The sequence below is a fragment of the Bacteroidota bacterium genome, from assembly GCA_016213405.1.
Classification (GTDB): Bacteria; Bacteroidota; Bacteroidia; order Palsa-948; family Palsa-948; genus Palsa-948.
Window position 1 is genome coordinate 78,668 of the sequence record JACRAM010000125.1, and the last position, 19,597, is coordinate 98,264.

Here is a 19,597-nt window from a genome sequence, read left to right on the forward strand (position 1 = left end):
TTGGATTAAACTTTATCGTATTTTTATCACAACAAATCTAAACAAAAAGCGTTCACACTTTAAATGGAAAGAGAGCACCTCATAAAAGAAATTCAAGATCTTGCCGAACGCATACGAACCAACACTTCTGACGCTGATTCTTTGCTGACGGATGTCTCACATCTCTATGAAATGGTGATTCTGCTTAAACACTTGCCCGAAGAAGTGAAAACGAATGGAGAAATAAAGGAGACAAAGGAAGTGGTTGTGGCTGAGGATAAAACTGAAAAAGAAAATACAGAACCTCTTGATTTATTTTCATCTACGTTGCCTGCAGAACCAGAAAAAATTGAAACTGCCCCGCCTGCTCCAAAAATCGAAACTCCAAAGGTCACCACAGCGAAGAAAAAAATTGATGAAAGCGTTGTAGAGAAACTCCAGCACAATAAAATTACTGACCTCAAATCAGTGATCGGAATCAATGAAAAGTTTCAGTTCATCAATGAATTGTTTGACGGCAACATGAAAGAATATACTGTAGCCGTTGACCAGATAAATAGTTTCTCTTCCAACACTGAAGCCGAATTCTACATTGCCAACCTGAAAGAAATCTATAAGTGGAAACCCGATAACCACATTGCGGATAATTTTAAGGAGCTGGTTGAAAGGCGCTTTGCTTAATCCCTAAAAAATACGAAATGAAAAATCGTATTCTGCCATTTGTCTTCAGTATTTTAATTTCTCACTTTACTTTTTCTCAATCAGAAGTTCTCAAGTACGCTCATCAAATAGTTGATACTCTTGCTTCTCCCACCATGCATGGTCGCGGTTATGTGAACAAAGGAGACAGCATTGCAGCCGATTACATCAAAAAAGAATTTGAAAAGTTTGGATTGAAACCGATTGGGAAAGAGTTTGAGCAGAGGTTTTCTTTTCCGATGTATACATTTCCAGGAAATATGGAAGTTAAACTTGATAAGCAAATATTAATTCCAGGAAAAGATTTTATCGTAAAGTCTATAGGCAAAAGCCCTTACTTAACTAGAAAGATAATTTATTTAAATAAGGGTGATAGTTATTGGGATAAAGTAGGTAAGAAATCACAAAATAAATTAGAGAAAAAATTTGCTTTTATTGTTGATTCCGGTGCAGTACATGAAGTTGATTCTCGTGTTATTTTGGATATAAAAACAAAATTAACTTGGGGTTTTGAATATATGAAAGAAAATAGCGAAAGAGATTGGACAATCTTTGAAATAAAAAAAGATGTAATAAAAAACACTCCTAGAAAAATTTCAATTAAAATAGATTATAAGTATTACCCCAACTACCAATCCCAAAACATTCTCGGCTATATCAAAGGCATCCAATATCCCGATTCATTTATTGTCTTCTCTGCGCATTATGACCATCTCGGACAAATGGGAAAAGATGTGTACTTCCCCGGAGCAAATGACAACGCCAGCGGTTGTGCCATGCTGCTCAATCTTGCAAAATATTATTCACAGCATCCGCCAAAATATTCTGTTGCGTTCATGGCATTTGGAGGAGAGGAAGTCGGTTTGCTCGGCTCAAAATATTATGTTGAGCACCCGCTGTTTCCGCTCAAGCAGATAAAATTCCTCGTGAACATGGATATCATGGGCACGGGCGATGAAGGCATTAAAGTGGTGAACGCCACTGAGCATAAAAAAGAATTTGATGAACTCGTAAAAATAAATTCGGAGAAAAATCTATTACCTGTTGTTTCTCCTCGTGGCAAAGCTGCGAATAGCGACCATTATTTTTTCGAGGAAGCAGGCGTGAAGACTTTTTTTATCTACACGCTCGGAGGCATCAAAGCGTATCACGATATTTATGACAGACCGGAAACTCTTCCTTTGACTAAGTTTGAAGAAGTATATAATTTACTTTTGCAGTTCACAGATTATTTGCAGAAATGAATTTCCCCCTTATAAAGGGGGCGCACACGAAGTGGCGGGGGATTCTGGACTCAAATGAAAGCAAAAAAGAAAATAGGTTACATTGAATATGATAAAGACCACAAATTACTTTCCAGAGAACTTAGAAACAACAGCACTCTCGGAGAAATTCTTCTCTGGAATCAACTTAAAGCAGGAAAAATGCTTGGCCACAAATTCAACCGACAAAAACCTTTGGGAGATTATATCGTTGACTTCTACTGTAAAAAATTAAATTTGGTGATTGAAGTGGACGGATATAGTCATCAGTTTAAAACAAAAAAAGATTTGAAACGAGATAAAGACTTAAATGAAATGGGATTGAGTGTTTTGAGATTCATTGAACAGCAATGCAAAAAAGATATGTTGAATGTGGTGAGAGCAATTGAAACTTGGATTGAGGAAAATCAAAATACAAATCCCCCTGCTTCGCTTCCCCCTTTATAAGGGGGAGAAATCCAAATGAGCAAACTCTTCATAGTCCCAACCCCCATCGGCAACCTCGAAGACATCACCATTCGTGCGCTCCGCATTTTGAAAGAAGTGAAAGTTATTTTGGCAGAAGACACACGCAACACGGGAAATTTACTGAAACATTTTTCGATTGAAAATAAATTACAGTCGCACCATTTGCACAACGAACATAAAATGGTTAAGCAGATTGTGGAGCAAATTAAAAACGGAGAAACCGTTGCTCTTGTGAGTGATGCTGGTACACCATCCATCTCTGACCCCGGCTTTTTGCTCGTGCGCGAGTGCATCAAAAATGGAATTGAAGTGGACTGTCTGCCGGGCGCGACAGCTTTTGTACCCGCGCTGGTAAACAGCGGATTGCCAAGCGACTCATTTGTGTTCAATGGCTTTCTCCCTCAGAAAAAAGGACGTAAGACAAAACTTGAATCACTGAAAGAAGAAGAGCGCACGATGATATTTTATGAATCCCCTTTTAGATTAGTAAAAGCATTAGAAGAATTCGCGGAGGTTTTTGGTGGCGAACGCAGAGCCAGCGTTTCGCGCGAACTCAGCAAAATGTTTGAAGAAACCAAACGCGGAACGCTTGCTGAACTGAAAGAATATTTTTCCGGCAAAACCGTGAAGGGAGAGATTGTGATTGTGGTGGAAGGGAAATAATTTTCTTTTGCGCGAGGGATAGTAGCGGAAATCCTTTTTGCGCCAGAGTTCTCGATACGCTTCGCTACTCGAACTGACAAAGGCGCAAAAAGATTGTAGCGGATAGCCCGACAGCGCGCCTCGCGGTGGCGCGCCCAAACTAAATTAACAATTATCAGTTCGCAACTCATTGCTGAACTTTTCATTTTCATTTTCTTCATTCGTACATTCGTAAAAATTCGTATTCGTAGATGTCCCCCGCTATTGACACAATCGGTCTTCCCCCCGGCACCGTGGTTTACTCAGGCGATGAGCAAACCGCCAAAGTAAAAATCACGCTCATGCAGTTCAACGAAAAAGAGTTGTTTGAAAAAGAATTTTACGATGTGGACGAATGCCTTTCGCAAACGGTTGCGGATAAAGTTTCGTGGATAAATGTGGACGGCATTCACAACACCGAACTCATTCAGAAGATTGGCGAAAAGTTCGGCATTCACTCCCTCACGCTCGAAGACATTGCCAGCCATGAACAGCGCCCCAAGTTTGAAGATTATGAAACCTACCTCGCCAGCATCATGAAAATGATTTCGTACACAGGCGAAATTCATTCCGAGCAGTTGTCCGTCATTCTTCTCGACAACAATTCCGTTCTCTCTTTTCAGGAAGCCGATGGCGGAGACGCGTTCGACATCATCCGCACACGCATTCGTCAGGGGAAAGGGAGAGTACGGAAAATGGGAGCTGATTATCTCGCCTATTGTTTGATTGACGCAGTGGTAGATTTATATTTTGTAATCCTCGAAAAAATTGGCGACCGCATCGAAGTACTCGAAGAAGAACTCATCCGCGACCCATCCAAAAAAACCATGAAGCACCTGCACGCCATGAAGCGCGAAATGATTTTCCTCCGCAAAGCCGTGTGGCCCATGCGCGAACTCATCAACAACTTCGAGCGCTGCGAAAGCAAGCTCATCAAAAAAGCCACGCGCCTTTTTCTGCGCGACCTTTACGACCACACCATCCGCGTGATAGACACCGTAGAAACCTTTCGCGACCTGCTCTCCGGCATGATGGATATTTACCTCTCCAGCGTGAGCAACCGCATGAACGAAATCATGAAAGTGCTCACCATCATCACCACCATCTTCATTCCGCTCAGCTTCATCGTTGGAGTTTACGGCATGAACTTCAACACCCAAATATCTCCCTACAACATGCCCGAACTCCACACCCGTTACGGTTACATCATCCTCTGGGCAGTCATGATCGGCATTGCCGTAGGAATGGTTTTCTATTTCAAGAAACGAAAGTGGTTGTGATGAATTAGTGCGTGTAAAACTTCTTGCTTAAACTCGTGTCTTTACGAGAAATACATTTCTAAATTTGAATCCAAAATAATTTTATATGAACGTTTTCTTATTAGGATCAGGCGGACGCGAACACGCCCTTGCATGGAAAATGGCACAAAGTGAAAAACTGGGCTCTCTCTTTATTGCACCCGGCAACGCAGGCACTTCTGATTACGGAGAAAATGTAAACATTTCCCCTGCTGATTTTCCTTCCATCAAAAAATTTGTTCTTGAGAATAAAATAAATATGGTAGTTGTCGGTCCCGAAGAACCGCTGGTGAAAGGCATTCACGATTTTTTTCTTGCGGATGATGAATTGAAAAACATTCCTGTCATTGGTCCTCAAAAAGATGGCGCGCAACTTGAAGGAAGCAAAGATTTCTCCAAACAGTTCATGATAAAGTACGGAATTCCCACTGCTAAATATCAAACCTTCACCAAAGAAACTATTTCGGAAGCTTTTTCTTTTCTTGAAACACTTTCCCCACCTTACGTTCTCAAAGCAGACGGACTTGCAGCCGGAAAAGGCGTGGTTATTCCAAGCACTATTGAAGAAGCAAAAAAAGAACTCGAAGAAATGTTAGGAGGGAGATTTGGTGCTTCAAGTGCCAAAGTCGTGATTGAAGAATTTCTGAAAGGCATTGAGCTTTCAGTTTTTGTCCTTTCAGATGGAAAGAGTTATAAAATTCTTCCCGAAGCAAAAGATTACAAACGTATAGGAGAAGGCGATACAGGTTTGAACACAGGTGGCATGGGCGCAGTTTCTCCTGTTCCCTTTGCCGATGAGGTCTTTATGAAAAAAGTGGAAGAGCAAATCATCATTCCAACTGTTGAAGGTCTGAAAAAAGAAAATATAGTTTACAAGGGCTTCATTTTCATCGGGCTAATTAAAGTTGGTGATGAACCTTTCGTAATCGAATACAACTGTCGCATGGGCGATCCTGAAACAGAAGTGGTTCTTCCAAGAATTAAATCTGACATCTTAAATTTGTTTGAAGCAGTCGCTAATCAAACTTTAGACAAAATGAAAATTGAATTTGACGAACGCACTGCCGTAACAGTAATGCTTGTCTCAGGCGGTTATCCTGGAGATTATGAAAAAGGAAAAGTAATTATCGGATTAGAATCAGTAAAAGATTCCATTCCCTTTCACGCAGGCACATCCGAACTCCCAACTCCCAACTCCCAACCCCAAATTGTAACAAACGGGGGAAGAGTAATTGCAATTACTTCTTACGGAAACACAATGGAAGAAGCATTACAAAAAAGTTTTGCAAATGCCGAAGCAATAAACTATGAAGGAAAGTACTATCGCAAGGATATTGGAAAGGATTTGATTTAAAGTCCTTCCCTTTGGGAAGGATTTAGGATGGGCTTGAGTTCTTTATTTAATAGTTCCGTTCTGCTCTGCTTCTTGATTGTACTTAGTTTGCCGGGTAAGCCAGTAAATAGCGCCAATTGCTCCTATGACGATGAAACAAATATTCATGTTGCGGTTCGGACCATCCATCATGCGAAATGACCACTCAAAACAATGTTGAAATTTTGTCATCAAACCAGTCCATGTAAATAGTAACATAGTAATAGGATTAGATGAACAAATGTAAAAAGATTCCTGAAACATGCTAATAGGATTTATAAAACACAACCGATCCCTTTCTGTAGTCGTCCTCCCGATTGCACTGATTGCGCTGTGGGCTTACGGATTTTTTCATCCTGTGGTTCCACTCACAGAACATTCTGCACCGCTCTACAAACTAATCATCACAGGAATTGAAGGATTTCCTTTTCTCATCACGCTGATTTCATTCATACTCATTTTTTGCGAAGCTCTTCTCATCAACTACATTATTCAGAAAAACGAAATTATAAATTCCAATTCTTTTCTTCCAGCACTGGTTTATATGGTACTCATGAGTCTTCAGCCCGAGATGTTTTCTCTTCACCCAATTGTCATTACAAATCTTTTCATGCTCTTTGCACTTCACACACTGATGCAGTCGTATAAAAAAGAAACTTCCTATGCGCAGGCATTTGACACGGGATTATTCATTTCTCTTAGCGCTATGTTTTACATTCCTTCTATTGTTTTTATCCTTCTTCTCTGGATTGGACTCCTCCTCCTACGCCCTTTCATTTGGCGCGAATGGGTGATTTCATTTATAGGATTAATCGTTCCATGGATTTTTATTTTCTTCTATTATTTCTGGAACGGCAAACTGGATGCGCTTGAATATGATGCGGTATACTATACACTGATTACTCCTAAAAAATCTTTCAACTCTTTGAATTTTTCTTATGCGGAATATACGCAGATAGGAATTCTTCTTCTTGCTTTATTTTTTTCATCAGGCAGATTCCTTTCCGATCTCAGCAAAGGAACGGTGCGCACGCGAAGCAATCTTTTTCTGTTGATGTATTTTTTCCTACTTGCATTTGTTTCCATTTTTATTGCACCCGCCTATTCAATCGCCTATCTTTCCTTTCTTTCTGTTCCGTTCACGGTTTTCTTTTCAAGTTTTCTTTTGTTTGTCAAGAAACAATGGATGGCTGATTTACTTTTTTTATTGTTAATTATTTCTGTATTTCTCAACCAGTTTATTAATTAAATTTGTCTATGAAATTTGGCGTTGTAATATTCCCGGGTTCTAACTGCGATCAGGATATGATTTATGTCTTGCGGAAAATCATGAGGCAGGATGTAGTTGAACTCTGGCACAAAGAAACAAACCTTCAGAACTGCGATATGGTGATTCTTCCGGGCGGATTCTCTTACGGAGATTATTTGCGCTCGGGAGCGATAGCTCGTTTTTCTCCTATTATGGAGAAGGTGCAGGAGTTTGCCGATAAAGGCGGATATGTATTTGGCGTGTGCAACGGTTTCCAGATTTTATGTGAAGCGAGATTGCTTCCAGGCGCACTTCTTCATAACTCAGACAGAAAATTTCATTGCAAAAATGTTTTCATTAAAGCACAGAACACCGATACACTTGTTACTTCTTCCATTCCAAAAGACAAAGCCCTGAAAATTCCTATCGCGCACGGTGAAGGGAATTATTTCAACGACACTGAATCACTGAAAAAGATGAATGCAAGTGGACAAATTCTTTTTCGATACTGCGATGAGCAAGGAAATATTACCGATGAATCCAATCCCAATGGCTCAATAGAAAATATCGCAGGCGTTTGTAACGAAAAGAAAAATGTTTTCGGCATGATGCCTCATCCCGAGCGCGCCTCAGACATTGAACTTGGAAATACTGACGGAAAATTTTTGTTTGAATCTATACTGAGCTTGGTGCAGGCGTAATGTTAATTTTTTTTAGAATGAAACTCAAATATTTTTTGATTCTATTGACTTGTTCTCTTTCCACATTACACTCTCAAGATTTTTCAAAAGTTGATAAGCTTGCTCTGCAAATTCCCGATTCACTTACTCAATCTTCCCAAGGAATTGCCAACTATATCAATTCAAAATTCACCAACAATAAAGATAAATCAAGGGCAATTTTTATTTGGATTGCAAAGAACATACAATATGATATTGATAATATGTTTGCTATTAATTTTTACCAAAGCAAAAGTGAAATAATTAATAATATTTTAAAAAACAAAAAAGGAATTTGCATGCATTATGCAGAACTGTTTAATGATATTGCAAATAAAACAAACATCAAATCATTCGTAATAACTGGTTACACAAAACAAAATGGATTCGTTGGATTCATTCCTCATGCATGGTGTGGCGCACAAATTGATTCTGCCTGGTTTTTCTTTGACCCTACATGGGGCTCTGGTTATGTTGAGAATGGAAAATTTATTAAGCAAGTCAATAATTATTATTACAAAACAAAACCCGAACAACTAATAAAATCTCACATGCCATTTGACCCACTATGGCAATTTCTAAACTCTCCAGTTACTCATCAGAATTTCTATGATGGAAAAACACAGGTTGATAACAAAAAATCATCTTTTAATTTCACTGACACCTTAAAATTGTATGAAAGCCAAAGTGAGATTGAGCGATATGTTTCCGAAAGCAATCGAATAGAAAAAAATGAGGTAAAAAATTCTTTATTATTTGACAGACTTCAACACATAAAAAGAGAAATTGAATATTATAATAATAAGAAGCATACAGAAGAACAAAATGCAAAAGTAAAAGATTACAATTCAGCTACTGTCTCTTACAACGAAGGGATTAATTTATTGAATGCTTTTATTCAGTATAGGAATACTCAATTTAAACCAAAAAAATCTGATGAAGAAATAAAGAATATGATTCCACCTGCTGAAGAAAAATTAATTGAATCAAAATTAATTCTTGATGGAATAAAAGAACCTGAAGTAACTATTTTAGGGCTTATTAAAGCACTAAATAAGTCTACAGATGATGCGATTAATAACTTAAATGAACAAAAAACTTTTTTAAAAAAATACTTCAATACTGCAAAGCCATTTAGAAAGTCTTTGTTTTACAAATACACTTGGATGGGAATTCCAATTAACTGAAAACACAATCATCCTAATAATTTCTTCACATTCTTTCTTCTCATCATCTGCTCACGGATAAAAGTGGAGGAAACATCAATAAGGGGAGCATTAAAAAATGTGACATTCGGATATTTCCACAATCGGCTCAGAATATTTTTATTAAAGGAAGTTTTCCTAGGATAAACATACACCTCGAATTTTTTTAGAATTTTTTTATAGTCCTTCCACTTGTGAAAAGAAATCAGGTTATCCAATCCGATGATAAGCGTGAATTTTTTTTTTGAATATTTTTTGTTCAGAAACTCAAGCGTATGGATTGTATAAGAAGGCTGAGGAAGTCCAAACTCAATATCACTTACTTTGATTTTCGGATTCCTGCCAATTGATTTTCTTACTTGAGTTAATCTTTTTTTTGCGTCCGCTAATGATTTTTTTTCTTTCAAAGGATTGTGAGGTGAAACCACAAGCCAGACTTGCCCTAAATCGGTATTCTCAGCCATATACTTGGCAATAGCAATGTGACCAATATGAATAGGATTAAAAGAACCAAACAACAAACCAACTTTCATGATTCGTAAATTCGTAACGATTCGTTTTTCGTAGATTTCATTTTTTTAGAAATTCAGAAACTAACTTCTCTGCGTCAGCACATGCCTTATCCAGGTTTTCATTCACAAGAATTTTATCAAACTGATCAGCGACATGAATTTCTTCTTTTGCTTTTGTAATTCTCTTTGCCAGACTTTCAGGAGTTTCTGTTTGCCGCTGCTTGAGGCGCAGTTCGAGTATTTCTACAGAAGGAGGCATTACAAAAATTGCATACGCCTGCCTGCCGGATTTTCTTTTCAGGTTAATACCCCCCTGTACATCTAAATCAAAAATTACATGCTTGCCTGAATTCCAGATCCGTTCTATTTCCGATTTCAATGTTCCATAAAATTGTCCTGTATAAACTTCTTCCCATTCTACAAACTCATTCTTTTTTATTTTTTGTTTGAACTCTTCAGTAGACATGAAATGATAATCCTTTCCGTCAATTTCATTTGGACGCATTGTGCGAGTACATGCAGAAATAGAAAATTCCAACTGGTCAGCAAACTTTTTCAGCACATGATGGACGATGGTGGTTTTGCCTGCGCCAGAGGGCGCGGAGAAAATTATAAGTTTTCCAGCACTCATAGAACATTATTGAGTTGCTCTTTTATTTTTTCCAGTTCGTCTTTCATTTGCACAACTATCTTTTGCATTTCTGCGTCATTTGCTTTTGAACCGATAGTGTTTATTTCCCTACCGATTTCCTGAGAAATGAAATTTAATTTTCTTCCGCACTCATTTTCACTCATAGTTTTTAGAAAATAATCACAATGTGTTTTCAATCGGACTTTTTCTTCTGTAATGTCAAGTTTCTCAGAATAAAAAATTATTTCCTGCTCAAATCGGTTTTGGTCAATTTTATCGGTGAGTTCGGCAACTTGTTTCCTTATTTTTTCTTTTATAAAAGGAATTCTTTCTTTATCTAATTTCTCAACAAACCCAAGAAGTTCTGCAATTATTCCTAGTCGATTTCTCAAATCCTTTTCAAGTGATTTTCCCTCTGTAGTTCTGAACTTGTCCAACTCGTTCACTGCTTTTCCGATTCCTGAAAGAATCTGCTTCCAATCCTTTTCGTTCAACTCTTCCTTTCCCGTTTTGAAAACATCAGGCATGCGTAGAATGGCCAGAAGCATCTCTGCGTCATCCAGCTTTAACTCTTTGCAAAGTGATTTCAGTTCTTTGTAATGCGACTTTGCGACAGTTTTATTCAGAAGAACTGTTTTTATTTCGGAAGAATTATCAGACGAAATAGAAATATCAACTTTCCCTCTTTTCAATTTATCCGACAAAAAATTTCTGAGTTCGGTTTCTTTTTCGCGGTAGATATTCGGTAAACGGAAATTCGTATCCAATCCTTTGCTGTTCACTGAACGCGCTTCAATAGATATTTTTTTACCTCTCAGCGATACATTCGCTTTTCCAAAGCCTGTCATTGATTTAATCATAAAGCGAATATACGAATGGATTTCTATGTGAATGTAATTTGTAAATTCGTATTCATTCGTAATTAGTAAGCGCATGCAAAATTTTATTGACCTCCGAAGTGATACTGTCACCCGCCCTTCCAAAGGAATGCTTGAAGCGATGATGAACGCTCAAGTCGGTGACGATGTTTTCAAGGAAGATCCAAGTGTGAATTTGCTTGAAGAGCGCACTGCAAAACTTTTCGGGAAGGAAGCCGGAGTTTATTGCCCTTCTGGAACAATGACAAATCAAGTTGCCATTAAATCGCACACTCAGCCGGGCGATGAACTGATTTGCGATACGCACGCACATATATATATAAATGAAGCGGGCGGAATTGCTTTTAACTCAGGCGTGCAGGTAAGATTAGTGCCGGGAGATCAGGGAAGACTTTCTGCGCAACAGGTTGCTGAAAATATTAATGCTCCTTTTGACTGGCTCCCAAGAACGACTTTGGTTTGTCTTGAGAATACTGTAAATCGAGCTGGCGGAAGTTATTATTCCTTGAATTCGATAAAAGAAATTTCTGAAGTCTGTAAGAAAAATAATCTCAAACTTCATCTGGATGGCGCAAGAATTTTTAATGCTCTGGCAGAAACAGGAGATTCTCCTGCTGAAACGGCAAAATACTTTGATTCTGTTTCCATTTGTTTTTCAAAAGGATTGGGTTGCCCAGTGGGTTCAGTTTTAGTTGGAAACAAAGAGTTTATTCAGAAAGCCAGAAGAGTGAGAAAAGTTTTCGGTGGAGGAATGCGTCAGGCAGGATTTATAGCAAGTGCCGGACTTTATGCACTGGACAATAACATCAAACGCTTGAAAGAAGATCACATGCGCGCAAAACAAATTGCTGATGTATTGAAAAGCGCTCCGTATGTTGATTCGCTTCTTCCCGTTACGACCAACATCATCATCTTCACAGTGAAAGAACCAATGACTTCACCCGAGTTAATAGCAAAACTTGCGGAGAAGGGCGTGAAAGGAATTGCGTTCGGAAAAAAGATGGTTCGTTTTGTCACTCACCTTGACTTTGACGATAAACAATTAGAAGTAACTCTTAATGCGCTGAAGCAATTATTCTAAGCAATCTCTTTTTGCATTTGCTCAAGCCATGCAAGCGCTGCAATTTTTGTTCCGAAAATATTAAGCGGATGTTTAGGTTTTGAAAAGTTCATGAAAAACTTTATTGCGATTCGGAATGCAGCCGACCTGATGACGTAAGCAGTGGCTCTGACATGTTTCTGATTTTCCGGTTTCCTTGCTTCAGCCATGGCATCATCGCTCATCGGAATGTATCCTTTAAAAGAAACGAGTGCAAAGACACCTTTTCCATCCCCGCCCCTTCGGAAACAATCATACATCTGCGCAACATCAGAAGAAGTTAGTTTCTTTATCCTCTTCATTTCAATGTGAATAAAATTATCTTGAATCCGGGAGGCGGTGAAAGCAGGAAAGTCGCACGTATTTTTCATTTGATGGTTTTTTGTAAAATAAAATACTATCGAACAAAAATCACAAATATTTTTTCAACCATTTGATGGCTTCTTCTTTCGAATTAAAAAGTTTTGTAGGTGTTTCAGGTCTAAAAAAAATTAAATAAAAATTGCTTCTAAGTCGTGATGCGAGAGAATCCACAACCACTGCAATAGCTTTTGCATATTTTAAATTTCCTTCTTTAGCAGCGTATTTCATACTTTCCTCATTCGGTCCATGATAAGAGGCAAATGTCAGCATCAAGGGAAATTTCTTTCCCTTGCTCTTCTCTGATAAAAATTGAATTTGTTCTTTGAGAATTTCCACTGTGTAGTCTTCAACATCCTTCATCTCAAAATGGACTATACCATCACTCCGGAAAAAAGCAGTGTAAGAAGGATGCTCTTTCGTTTCAAGTATAGAAATTTCTTTTGGCATTTTTTTCATAAAATAATTTTATAAAGATAATTGTTTTTCGGAAAGGGAAATCTATTTCTGCCTTCTCATCCAGTATAACTCATCTTCATTTTCCTTTTCCTGATTCCAGTAAGCGATAGAAGCCGGTTTTCCTTCTTGCGTGTAAAATGAACGTTCGTAAATAGCAAGCATAGGGTGAAAAGAAATAGTTGTAACGCCTACTGTAAAAGTATTTGGTGGAGTGCGAGTCGCACCTAAATCCTCCCCGTTGGGAAGGACTTGAGTTTTTTTCTCCTCCCCTAATGGAGGAGGCTGGGAGGGGGCAACAGGTTTTTTTGCCGGAGGCGGAGGAGTAGGAGAAATCATTACAGTGAACCCATTATGCTCCAAAAGTTTTTTCAGAAACCCAACACGCTCAGGAGAAACATTTTTTTCCACGATGGAACAGCGAATGTCATTCAACTCTTCCACAATATGTCCTTCTTTGTTCAATTTGTTCATAATCCAAAACTAAGTGAGTGGATATATTCAAAAATAAAACTGATAAACCCGGTAACAAGAATTCCTGCCACGCAAATTACCAAAGCAATTTTTGCCGGAGTATCGCTGATGAATTTTTCTATCGGAGTTTCATTTTTGTCTACAAACATTGCTTTCGCGATTCTCAGATAATAGTAAAGTGAAATAATCATATTCAATGAAGCAATGATGATGAGCGTTATTAATCCGGCAGACGCACCGGAAGTGAGTAAAAATAATTTTCCGAAAAATCCTGCCGTGGGAGGAATTCCTGCCAGAGAAAACACAGCGAGAAGCAACGCAACGCTCAGAAGAGGATTCGTTTTATAAAGTCCTTTATAATCATCTATATTTTCTTTGCCTGTCCTGTTCGAAATCAAAGCCACAACCGTGAACGCACCAATATTCGAGAAAGCGTAAATGAGCAGAAAATAAATCACCGAAGCCATTGACAGCGCGGAAGCAGAAGCAACGCCAATGAGAATATATCCTGCCTGTGTGATAGATGAAAATGCGAGAAAGCGTTTGATGTTTGTTTGACGGATGGCGAAAAGATTTCCGATCGTCATCGTAATGACAGAAAGTAAAACAAGAATGTGAACCCACGTTTCCTGAGCCAATGGAAAAACTTTATAAAGAATGGTCATGAAAATAAATACCGAAGCTCCTTTTGAAACGACAGACAAAAACGAAGTAATAGCAACGGGTGAACCTTCATAGACATCGGCTGTCCATAGGTGAAATGGCACTATAGAAATTTTAAAAGCAAAGCCAACGAAAATAAAAACGAGTGAGAACATCATCAATGGAGAAGAAGAAAAATTCATTGCCACTTCTGCAAAACTTAGTGAGCCAGTCATTCCGTACAGTAACGACAAACCAAAAAGCAATATCGCTGATGAAAACGCAGAGGATAAAATCATTTTGCCTGCACTTTCTGCCGAACGTATTCGGTTGAAATCAAAAGCAACGAGCGCAGTAAGAGGAATAGTCGCCATTTCAAGGCCAAGATAGAACATCAAAAAGTTTCCCGATGAAATCATGAAATACATTCCGTTGAGAATGGAAAACAGCAAAAGATAAAACTCTACATAACTCTCGTGCTTCTTCAGCCAGTTGTGTGCTTGTAAAGAAATAAGCAGAGTTGCGAATGTAATAATTGATTTTTCAAGCATTAGTGTGCCGTCATCCAAAAACATTCCTCCGAATGCGCTTCCATGAGGATGACCAATAAATCCGGACGCAACAATAACAAGCAGGCAGAAATTTACAAATCCAAGAATCAATGACACATTCAGTTTCTCTGAGAAAATTTTCATAAGCAAAAGCAATATGATCACACCGAGCGAAGCAACTTCAAAACGCATCAATGATATGTAATTCAATAAACTCATTTTATCACAGTTCCAAATAAAGTTTCTGTTGTTTTTGAAATTAAATCCGACAGCCACAACGGCATCGTTCCCATAATTACAATTGATACAACTAAAATTCCTGAAGCTAATTTTTCATTCCAAGCAGCATCTGAAAGTTTTTCAAATTCTTTTTTCGTGATTGGTCCCCAAAGAGAAATTCCAACAGCACGCAAAATATAAACTGCCGTTACAACAATGGAAGCAGTCGCAATAATTGTTGCCGAGCGATGAAAAAAATCCGCCACTTGCCATGAACCGACAAACACAGTTGCTTCGGCAACGAACCCGCTGAAACCGGGAAGCCCGAGAGAAGTTAATCCTGCAATGATAAATACAGTTCCGAGAAACGGCATTACCCTGAGCAGTCCGCCCATTTCATCTCCCATGCGCGTATGCGAACGCTCGTAGATCATGCCGATGACAGCGAAGAAAAGAGCCGTCATCACTCCGTGAGAAACCATTTGCAAAACTGCACCGGTCATCGCGGTTTTTGTGAGCATACCAATGCCAAGCAAAACAAATCCGCAGTGGCTCACCGAAGAATATGCATTCATCAGTTTTATGTCACGCTGTTTCAGTGTAACGAATGCTCCGTATAAAATTCCTATGCAGGCGAGAATAATAATGTAAGTGGAATATTCTCTTGCAGCATCGGGAAGAAGAACTGTCGCAACACGCAAACATCCGTATCCGCCCAGCTTCATAGAAATTCCCGCGAGGAACATGGAAGCAGCAGTAGGCGCAGAAGAATGTCCGTCAGGTGCCCAAGTGTGAAACGGGAACAATGCGCTCAACACACCAAATCCGATAAATAAAAATGGAAAGACAAATATTTGTTTTTCCGGAGACAAGCCAAGTTTAGAAATTTCCATTAAAGAAAAAGTCGGGGTTCCCGCTTGAACTGAGAAATAATACAAACTCAAAATTCCAATCAGCACGAGCGCAGAGCCACCCATCAGCATCAGCACCAATTTCATAGCGGAATATTCTTTTTTGCCGCTTCCCCAAATAGCGATGAGAAGATATTTTGGGACGACCGCCAATTCAAAAAAGAAAAACTGCGTGAATAAATCTACAGAAATAAAAAAACCAAAAGCACCCATCGCAAGCATAACGAGAAGAAAGAAAAATTCTCTCGGCTGATATTCAATATTCCATGAAACAAGAACGCCTGCGAAAAGAACAACCGATGTAAGTAAGATCATCGCGATAGAAATGCCGTCAATGCCGATGTGATAATTAATATTCCATTGAGAAAACCAGACATGATTTGATTCAAAGAGAAGCGCAGAAACATTTCCAATTTTTCTTTCATTCATATAAGAGAGCAAAAGAAAAAGAGAAAGTCCTAATTGTAACAACGAACCAACAAACGCGACAATGCGCACGTCTTTTCTTTTGACAAGAAACATTCCAGCCAGTGTGAGAGCAGGGATTAATATGAGTAATGACAAAATCATCTTACCATGCAAAAATTACTAACGCTGATAATAAAATTGCTCCTGCAAAAAACCACATCACATAATCTGCAATCTTTCCAGACTGCACTTCTTTTATTCCATCAGAAATATTTTCTGTCGTCACAGAAAGCAAATTCATAAATCCATCCACAATATTTTTATCAATCCAAGCAGCAGGAGCAGCAACAAATTTGAAAATTATTTTTTTAGTAACGAATAAATACAATTCATCTACATAGAATTTCCTATAGATAGAATGGTAAATACTTCCCAGTGCAGATGAAATTTTTTCCGACTTGTCGTTTTGCTTTGCATAAAGAATGATTGCAGTAAAAATTCCAATCAGCCCAGCAGTCACAGCAATAATGGCAGGAGTTAAATGAAATTCGGATTCAAAGGAAGTTCCGTCTGCAGAAATATATTTGCTGAAAGGGATGAAACCTGCAATAAGAGTCGCTATGGCGAGAATCAATAGCGGAAATTTCATAGTGAAAGGGGCTTCGCTTTTGTGTGAATCATGTTCGTGTTCTTGATACGGCTTATTCCAGAAAATGCTCAGATACAAACGGAACATGTAAAATGCCGTGAGACAAGCAGTAGCCAGTCCAGCCAGATAAATTATTTTATTGTGATGAAATGCAGCAGTGAGAATTTCTTCTTTGGAAAAAAATCCTGAAAGAGGCGGCACGCCAGAAATAGCAAGACATGCTATGAGAAACACAGCATTCGTCACCGGCATTTTCTTTCTGAGACAGCCCATATCTTCCATTTCGTTAGAGTGAACATAATGAATCACTGCGCCAACTCCAAGAAAAAGTAATGCCTTGAACATCGCATGCGTGAACAAATGAAACATGGAAGCAGAAAATCCAAGTCCGTGTTCGCCCCAATATCCGGAAACTCCAAGCGCGAACATCATGTAACCTATTTGCGAAATAGTTGAATAGGCGAGCACGCGTTTTATATCTGTTTGTGTGCAGGCGATAGCCGCTGCGAAGAACGCGGAGAACGCTCCCACATACATCACCACATCAAGCGCTGCAGGAATTTGCGAATAGACCGGAAATAATCTTGCTACAAGAAAAACACCCGCCACTACCATCGTTGCTGCGTGGATGAGTGCTGAAACAGGAGTGGGTCCTTCCATCGCATCCGGAAGCCAGATATGTAGCGGGAACATCGCGGATTTGCCTGCACCACCTATGAAAATCAAACACAGCGCCCAAGTGAGCGCTGAAATTCCCATGAAGGAAGCTGCGTTCGCATTCAGGAAGATAGTTCCGTTGTAATCCATCATGCGGTGAATGATAGTTTGAAAATCCAACGACTCGCTGTAATAGGAAAGAATTAAAATTCCAGCGAGAAATCCTAAATCAGCAAAGCGCGTGACGATGAATGCTTTTTTCGCTGCTGCGACTGCGGAAGGTTTGGTGAAATAAAATCCTACGAGCAAGAAAGATGAAACTCCTACAAGTTCCCAGAACATATACATCTGGAAAATATTTGTTGAAACTACTAATCCAAGCATCGAAAAACTGAAAAGAGAAAGAAACGCATAGTAAGTTGAATATCTTTCTTCTCCATGCATGTAACCAATGCTATAGAGATGAACCATCAGGGAAACCGTAGTGACTACCACAAGCATCATGGCAGAAATCGGGTCAAGCATGATTCCAAAATCAATGCTGAGGGTTGGAGAAAAATTTAACCAGGTTTGTTTGAATGCGATAATGGTCGGGTAAATTCCATCTACTCTTTCACCAGCAATGAAATATTGGTATGCGGCAAAATAAGAAAGTCCAGCGGCAGCCAACATTCCAACTGTTCCAAGAATTCCGGATAACTGCTGAAATTTTTTCCCGAATAATCCCGTGATAAGAAATACCACCAAAGGTATAATCAAGACAAATGATATGTAAGAAAAATTTACCATCGAGCCCATCCTAAATCCTTCCCCAAGGGAAGGACTTTTTATTTTTATGGTTATTGTTGTTCATTTGTTTTTGCCTTCTTCTTGTTCTCTCCCCTTGGGGGAGAGTTAGAGAGGGGCTTTTTACCATTTCAAAGTATCAATATCGTCTTCGTCAATTGATTTAAATTTTCTGTACAGGTTAATAATTATTGCAATTGCCACAGCTGCTTCAGCAGCAGCAATGGTGATAATAAAAATCGTAAAGAAGAGTCCGTCTAATTTATCAGCAAACAAATATTTATTGAACACTACAAAATTTATATTCACGGCATTGAGCATAAGTTCCACCGCCATAAGCATAGTGATCATATTTCTACGCGTAAGAAATCCATACGCTCCAATGAAAAAGAGTGCGAAACTTACGAGCAATATGAATTTCATTTCATTCATCAAGCTTTTGGTTTTGTTTTCATAGCAATTGCAATACTTCCAACTAATGCAGCTAACAATAAAATACTTACCACTTCAAATGGCAAAACAAATCCGCCTTCACCGTAATTCAGCATTGCTTTACCTATTGAATGCATGCTTATTGATGAACCAATTATTGCTGTTTCAGAAAATTCATGCGCGAGTAGCAGAAAATATGCAAACCCGAATCCAAACAATACAGCGAGAAACGTAAAAAACATTTTCAAATAAGAAGGAGCAGGAAGATCTGAACCCACGCGGTGTGTAAGGAAAAGTGAAAATATTATCAGCACAACAATTCCGCCTACGTAAACCACAATCTGAACAGCAGCAATAAATTCATACTGAAGATAAAAATACAACGCTGCCACATTAATAAGCGCGAACAGTAAATAAATCGCTGCGCGGAATATCTTATGAGAAGTCACAGTAAGTACTCCAAACACAAGAATCATTACAGATATAAGATATAGAAAAAAATGGCTCATATTATTTATTCTTCAACGCCTTTCATCAATTTAGAACCGGGTTTATTTAAAATTTTATTTAACGGCTTTCTATCGTATGTGCTATGTTCAAAATCATGTGACATAACAATCGCATCGGTCGGACAGGCGATAATGCAGAGATTGCAGAACGTACACATGCCCAGATGATAGACAAACTCATCAATAGCTTTTTTCTTTTTCTGAGTTTCAGGGACAATTTCAAACTTGCTGATGATTCTGATTGTGCCATTCGGACACGCTATCTCGCAGGCGGAACAACCTGTGCAGCGGTGCTCGTTGTTTGCATCGTGGGTAAGAATAACTTCTCCTCGAAAACGTTCACCGATAAACATTTCTTTTCTGTTCTCGGGATATTGTTGTGTAACTATGTTTTTGTGATGTGTAAAATAATATCCGGTCAGTTTCATGCCTTTGCGCAGCGAGTTGAGCGCCCGAAAAATTGATCCTATGTATGTTACTAAGTATTGCAT

At 38.7% G+C, this 19,597-nt stretch carries 23 protein-coding genes; 10 read left to right on the forward strand and 13 right to left on the reverse strand.

Features of this window, described 5'->3' with window-relative positions; all coding sequences use genetic code 11:
• Positions 1 to 63: 63 nt before the first annotated feature.
• The 6 genes from HY841_15325 (at position 64) to purD (ending at position 5,741) form a co-directional block, all read left to right on the forward strand.
• Positions 64 to 660 carry a hypothetical protein gene (locus HY841_15325; protein ID MBI4932128.1) on the forward strand — a complete coding sequence of 199 codons (597 nt, stop codon included), beginning with the start codon at positions 64 to 66 and terminating at the stop codon, positions 658 to 660.
• A gap of 17 nt (positions 661 to 677) precedes the next feature.
• Positions 678 to 1,922: a M28 family peptidase gene (locus HY841_15330; protein MBI4932129.1), complete on the forward strand. Its 1,245-nt coding sequence runs from the start codon at positions 678 to 680 to the stop codon at positions 1,920 to 1,922.
• A 54-nt stretch (positions 1,923 to 1,976) separates the two neighbouring features.
• A complete protein-coding gene (locus HY841_15335; protein MBI4932130.1) occupies positions 1,977 to 2,387 on the forward strand; it encodes an endonuclease domain-containing protein in 411 nt (136 codons plus the stop codon).
• A gap of 15 nt (positions 2,388 to 2,402) precedes the next feature.
• Positions 2,403 to 3,071, forward strand: a complete 669-nt coding sequence (rsmI, locus tag HY841_15340) for a 16S rRNA (cytidine(1402)-2'-O)-methyltransferase (protein MBI4932131.1) — start codon at positions 2,403 to 2,405, stop codon at positions 3,069 to 3,071.
• A 230-nt stretch (positions 3,072 to 3,301) separates the two neighbouring features.
• Positions 3,302 to 4,369, forward strand: a complete 1,068-nt coding sequence (gene corA / locus HY841_15345; GenBank protein ID MBI4932132.1) for a magnesium/cobalt transporter CorA — start codon at positions 3,302 to 3,304, stop codon at positions 4,367 to 4,369.
• 85 nt (positions 4,370 to 4,454) lie between these two features.
• The gene (gene purD / locus HY841_15350; GenBank protein ID MBI4932133.1) at positions 4,455 to 5,741 is read left to right on the forward strand and encodes a phosphoribosylamine--glycine ligase; all 1,287 of its coding nucleotides are present in this window, start codon (positions 4,455 to 4,457) and stop codon (positions 5,739 to 5,741) included.
• Positions 5,742 to 5,783: 42 nt separating this feature from the next.
• Here the strand turns inward: purD and HY841_15355 are convergent, their stop codons facing one another.
• Positions 5,784 to 5,978: a hypothetical protein gene (locus HY841_15355; GenBank protein MBI4932134.1), complete on the reverse strand. Its 195-nt coding sequence runs from the start codon at positions 5,976 to 5,978 to the stop codon at positions 5,784 to 5,786.
• A 43-nt stretch (positions 5,979 to 6,021) separates the two neighbouring features.
• Here HY841_15355 and HY841_15360 point away from each other — a divergent pair, with 43 nt between their 5' ends.
• From HY841_15360 to HY841_15370, 3 genes are read left to right on the forward strand one after another with little or no spacing between them, the layout of a single operon-like run.
• A complete protein-coding gene (locus tag HY841_15360) occupies positions 6,022 to 7,008 on the forward strand; it encodes a hypothetical protein (GenBank protein ID MBI4932135.1) in 987 nt (328 codons plus the stop codon).
• Between the two features lie 8 nt (positions 7,009 to 7,016).
• Positions 7,017 to 7,709: a phosphoribosylformylglycinamidine synthase subunit PurQ gene (gene purQ, locus HY841_15365; GenBank protein ID MBI4932136.1), complete on the forward strand. Its 693-nt coding sequence runs from the start codon at positions 7,017 to 7,019 to the stop codon at positions 7,707 to 7,709.
• A 17-nt stretch (positions 7,710 to 7,726) separates the two neighbouring features.
• Positions 7,727 to 8,914, forward strand: coding sequence for a hypothetical protein (locus tag HY841_15370; protein MBI4932137.1), 1,188 nt, complete (start codon positions 7,727 to 7,729; stop codon positions 8,912 to 8,914).
• Positions 8,915 to 8,922: 8 nt separating this feature from the next.
• Here HY841_15370 and HY841_15375 read toward each other — a convergent pair whose 3' ends face one another.
• The 3 genes from HY841_15375 to HY841_15385 are packed head-to-tail and all read right to left on the reverse strand — an operon-like array spanning position 8,923 to position 10,935.
• A complete protein-coding gene (locus tag HY841_15375; GenBank protein MBI4932138.1) occupies positions 8,923 to 9,465 on the reverse strand; it encodes a nicotinate-nucleotide adenylyltransferase in 543 nt (180 codons plus the stop codon).
• Between the two features lie 37 nt (positions 9,466 to 9,502).
• Entirely contained in the window at positions 9,503 to 10,075 is a 573-nt protein-coding gene (gmk, locus tag HY841_15380; GenBank protein MBI4932139.1) for a guanylate kinase, read from the reverse strand.
• The gene (locus HY841_15385) at positions 10,072 to 10,935 is read right to left on the reverse strand and encodes a YicC family protein (protein MBI4932140.1); all 864 of its coding nucleotides are present in this window, start codon (positions 10,933 to 10,935) and stop codon (positions 10,072 to 10,074) included. Before HY841_15385 ends, gmk begins: the two co-directional genes overlap by 4 nt.
• 73 nt (positions 10,936 to 11,008) lie before the next feature.
• Here HY841_15385 and HY841_15390 point away from each other — a divergent pair, with 73 nt between their 5' ends.
• A complete protein-coding gene (locus HY841_15390; GenBank protein MBI4932141.1) occupies positions 11,009 to 12,034 on the forward strand; it encodes an aminotransferase class I/II-fold pyridoxal phosphate-dependent enzyme in 1,026 nt (341 codons plus the stop codon).
• Here the strand turns inward: HY841_15390 and HY841_15395 are convergent.
• From HY841_15395 to HY841_15435, 9 genes are all read right to left on the reverse strand, one after another.
• Positions 12,031 to 12,423: a hypothetical protein gene (locus HY841_15395; GenBank protein ID MBI4932142.1), complete on the reverse strand. Its 393-nt coding sequence runs from the start codon at positions 12,421 to 12,423 to the stop codon at positions 12,031 to 12,033. The genes HY841_15390 and HY841_15395 overlap by 4 nt on opposite strands.
• 40 nt (positions 12,424 to 12,463) lie before the next feature.
• Positions 12,464 to 12,862 carry an STAS/SEC14 domain-containing protein gene (locus tag HY841_15400; protein MBI4932143.1) on the reverse strand — a complete coding sequence of 133 codons (399 nt, stop codon included), beginning with the start codon at positions 12,860 to 12,862 and terminating at the stop codon, positions 12,464 to 12,466.
• Positions 12,863 to 12,913: 51 nt separating this feature from the next.
• Positions 12,914 to 13,342 (reverse strand): hypothetical protein, encoded by a 429-nt coding sequence (locus HY841_15405; protein ID MBI4932144.1) that lies wholly within the window; start codon positions 13,340 to 13,342, stop codon positions 12,914 to 12,916.
• Entirely contained in the window at positions 13,339 to 14,754 is a 1,416-nt protein-coding gene (locus HY841_15410; protein MBI4932145.1) for an NADH-quinone oxidoreductase subunit N, read from the reverse strand. Before HY841_15410 ends, HY841_15405 begins: the two co-directional genes overlap by 4 nt.
• Positions 14,751 to 16,235 (reverse strand): NADH-quinone oxidoreductase subunit M, encoded by a 1,485-nt coding sequence (locus tag HY841_15415; protein ID MBI4932146.1) that lies wholly within the window; start codon positions 16,233 to 16,235, stop codon positions 14,751 to 14,753. The genes HY841_15410 and HY841_15415 overlap by 4 nt, the downstream gene beginning before the upstream one ends.
• Position 16,236: 1 nt before the next feature.
• Positions 16,237 to 18,168: an NADH-quinone oxidoreductase subunit L gene (gene nuoL, locus HY841_15420; protein MBI4932147.1), complete on the reverse strand. Its 1,932-nt coding sequence runs from the start codon at positions 18,166 to 18,168 to the stop codon at positions 16,237 to 16,239.
• A gap of 120 nt (positions 18,169 to 18,288) precedes the next feature.
• On the reverse strand, positions 18,289 to 18,597 hold the full coding sequence (gene nuoK, locus HY841_15425) for an NADH-quinone oxidoreductase subunit NuoK (protein MBI4932148.1): 309 nt from the start codon (positions 18,595 to 18,597) through the stop codon (positions 18,289 to 18,291).
• The gene (locus tag HY841_15430; protein ID MBI4932149.1) at positions 18,597 to 19,106 is read right to left on the reverse strand and encodes an NADH-quinone oxidoreductase subunit J; all 510 of its coding nucleotides are present in this window, start codon (positions 19,104 to 19,106) and stop codon (positions 18,597 to 18,599) included. Before HY841_15430 ends, nuoK begins: the two co-directional genes overlap by 1 nt.
• Before the next feature lie 5 nt (positions 19,107 to 19,111).
• Positions 19,112 to 19,597, reverse strand: a complete 486-nt coding sequence (locus HY841_15435) for a 4Fe-4S binding protein (protein ID MBI4932150.1) — start codon at positions 19,595 to 19,597, stop codon at positions 19,112 to 19,114.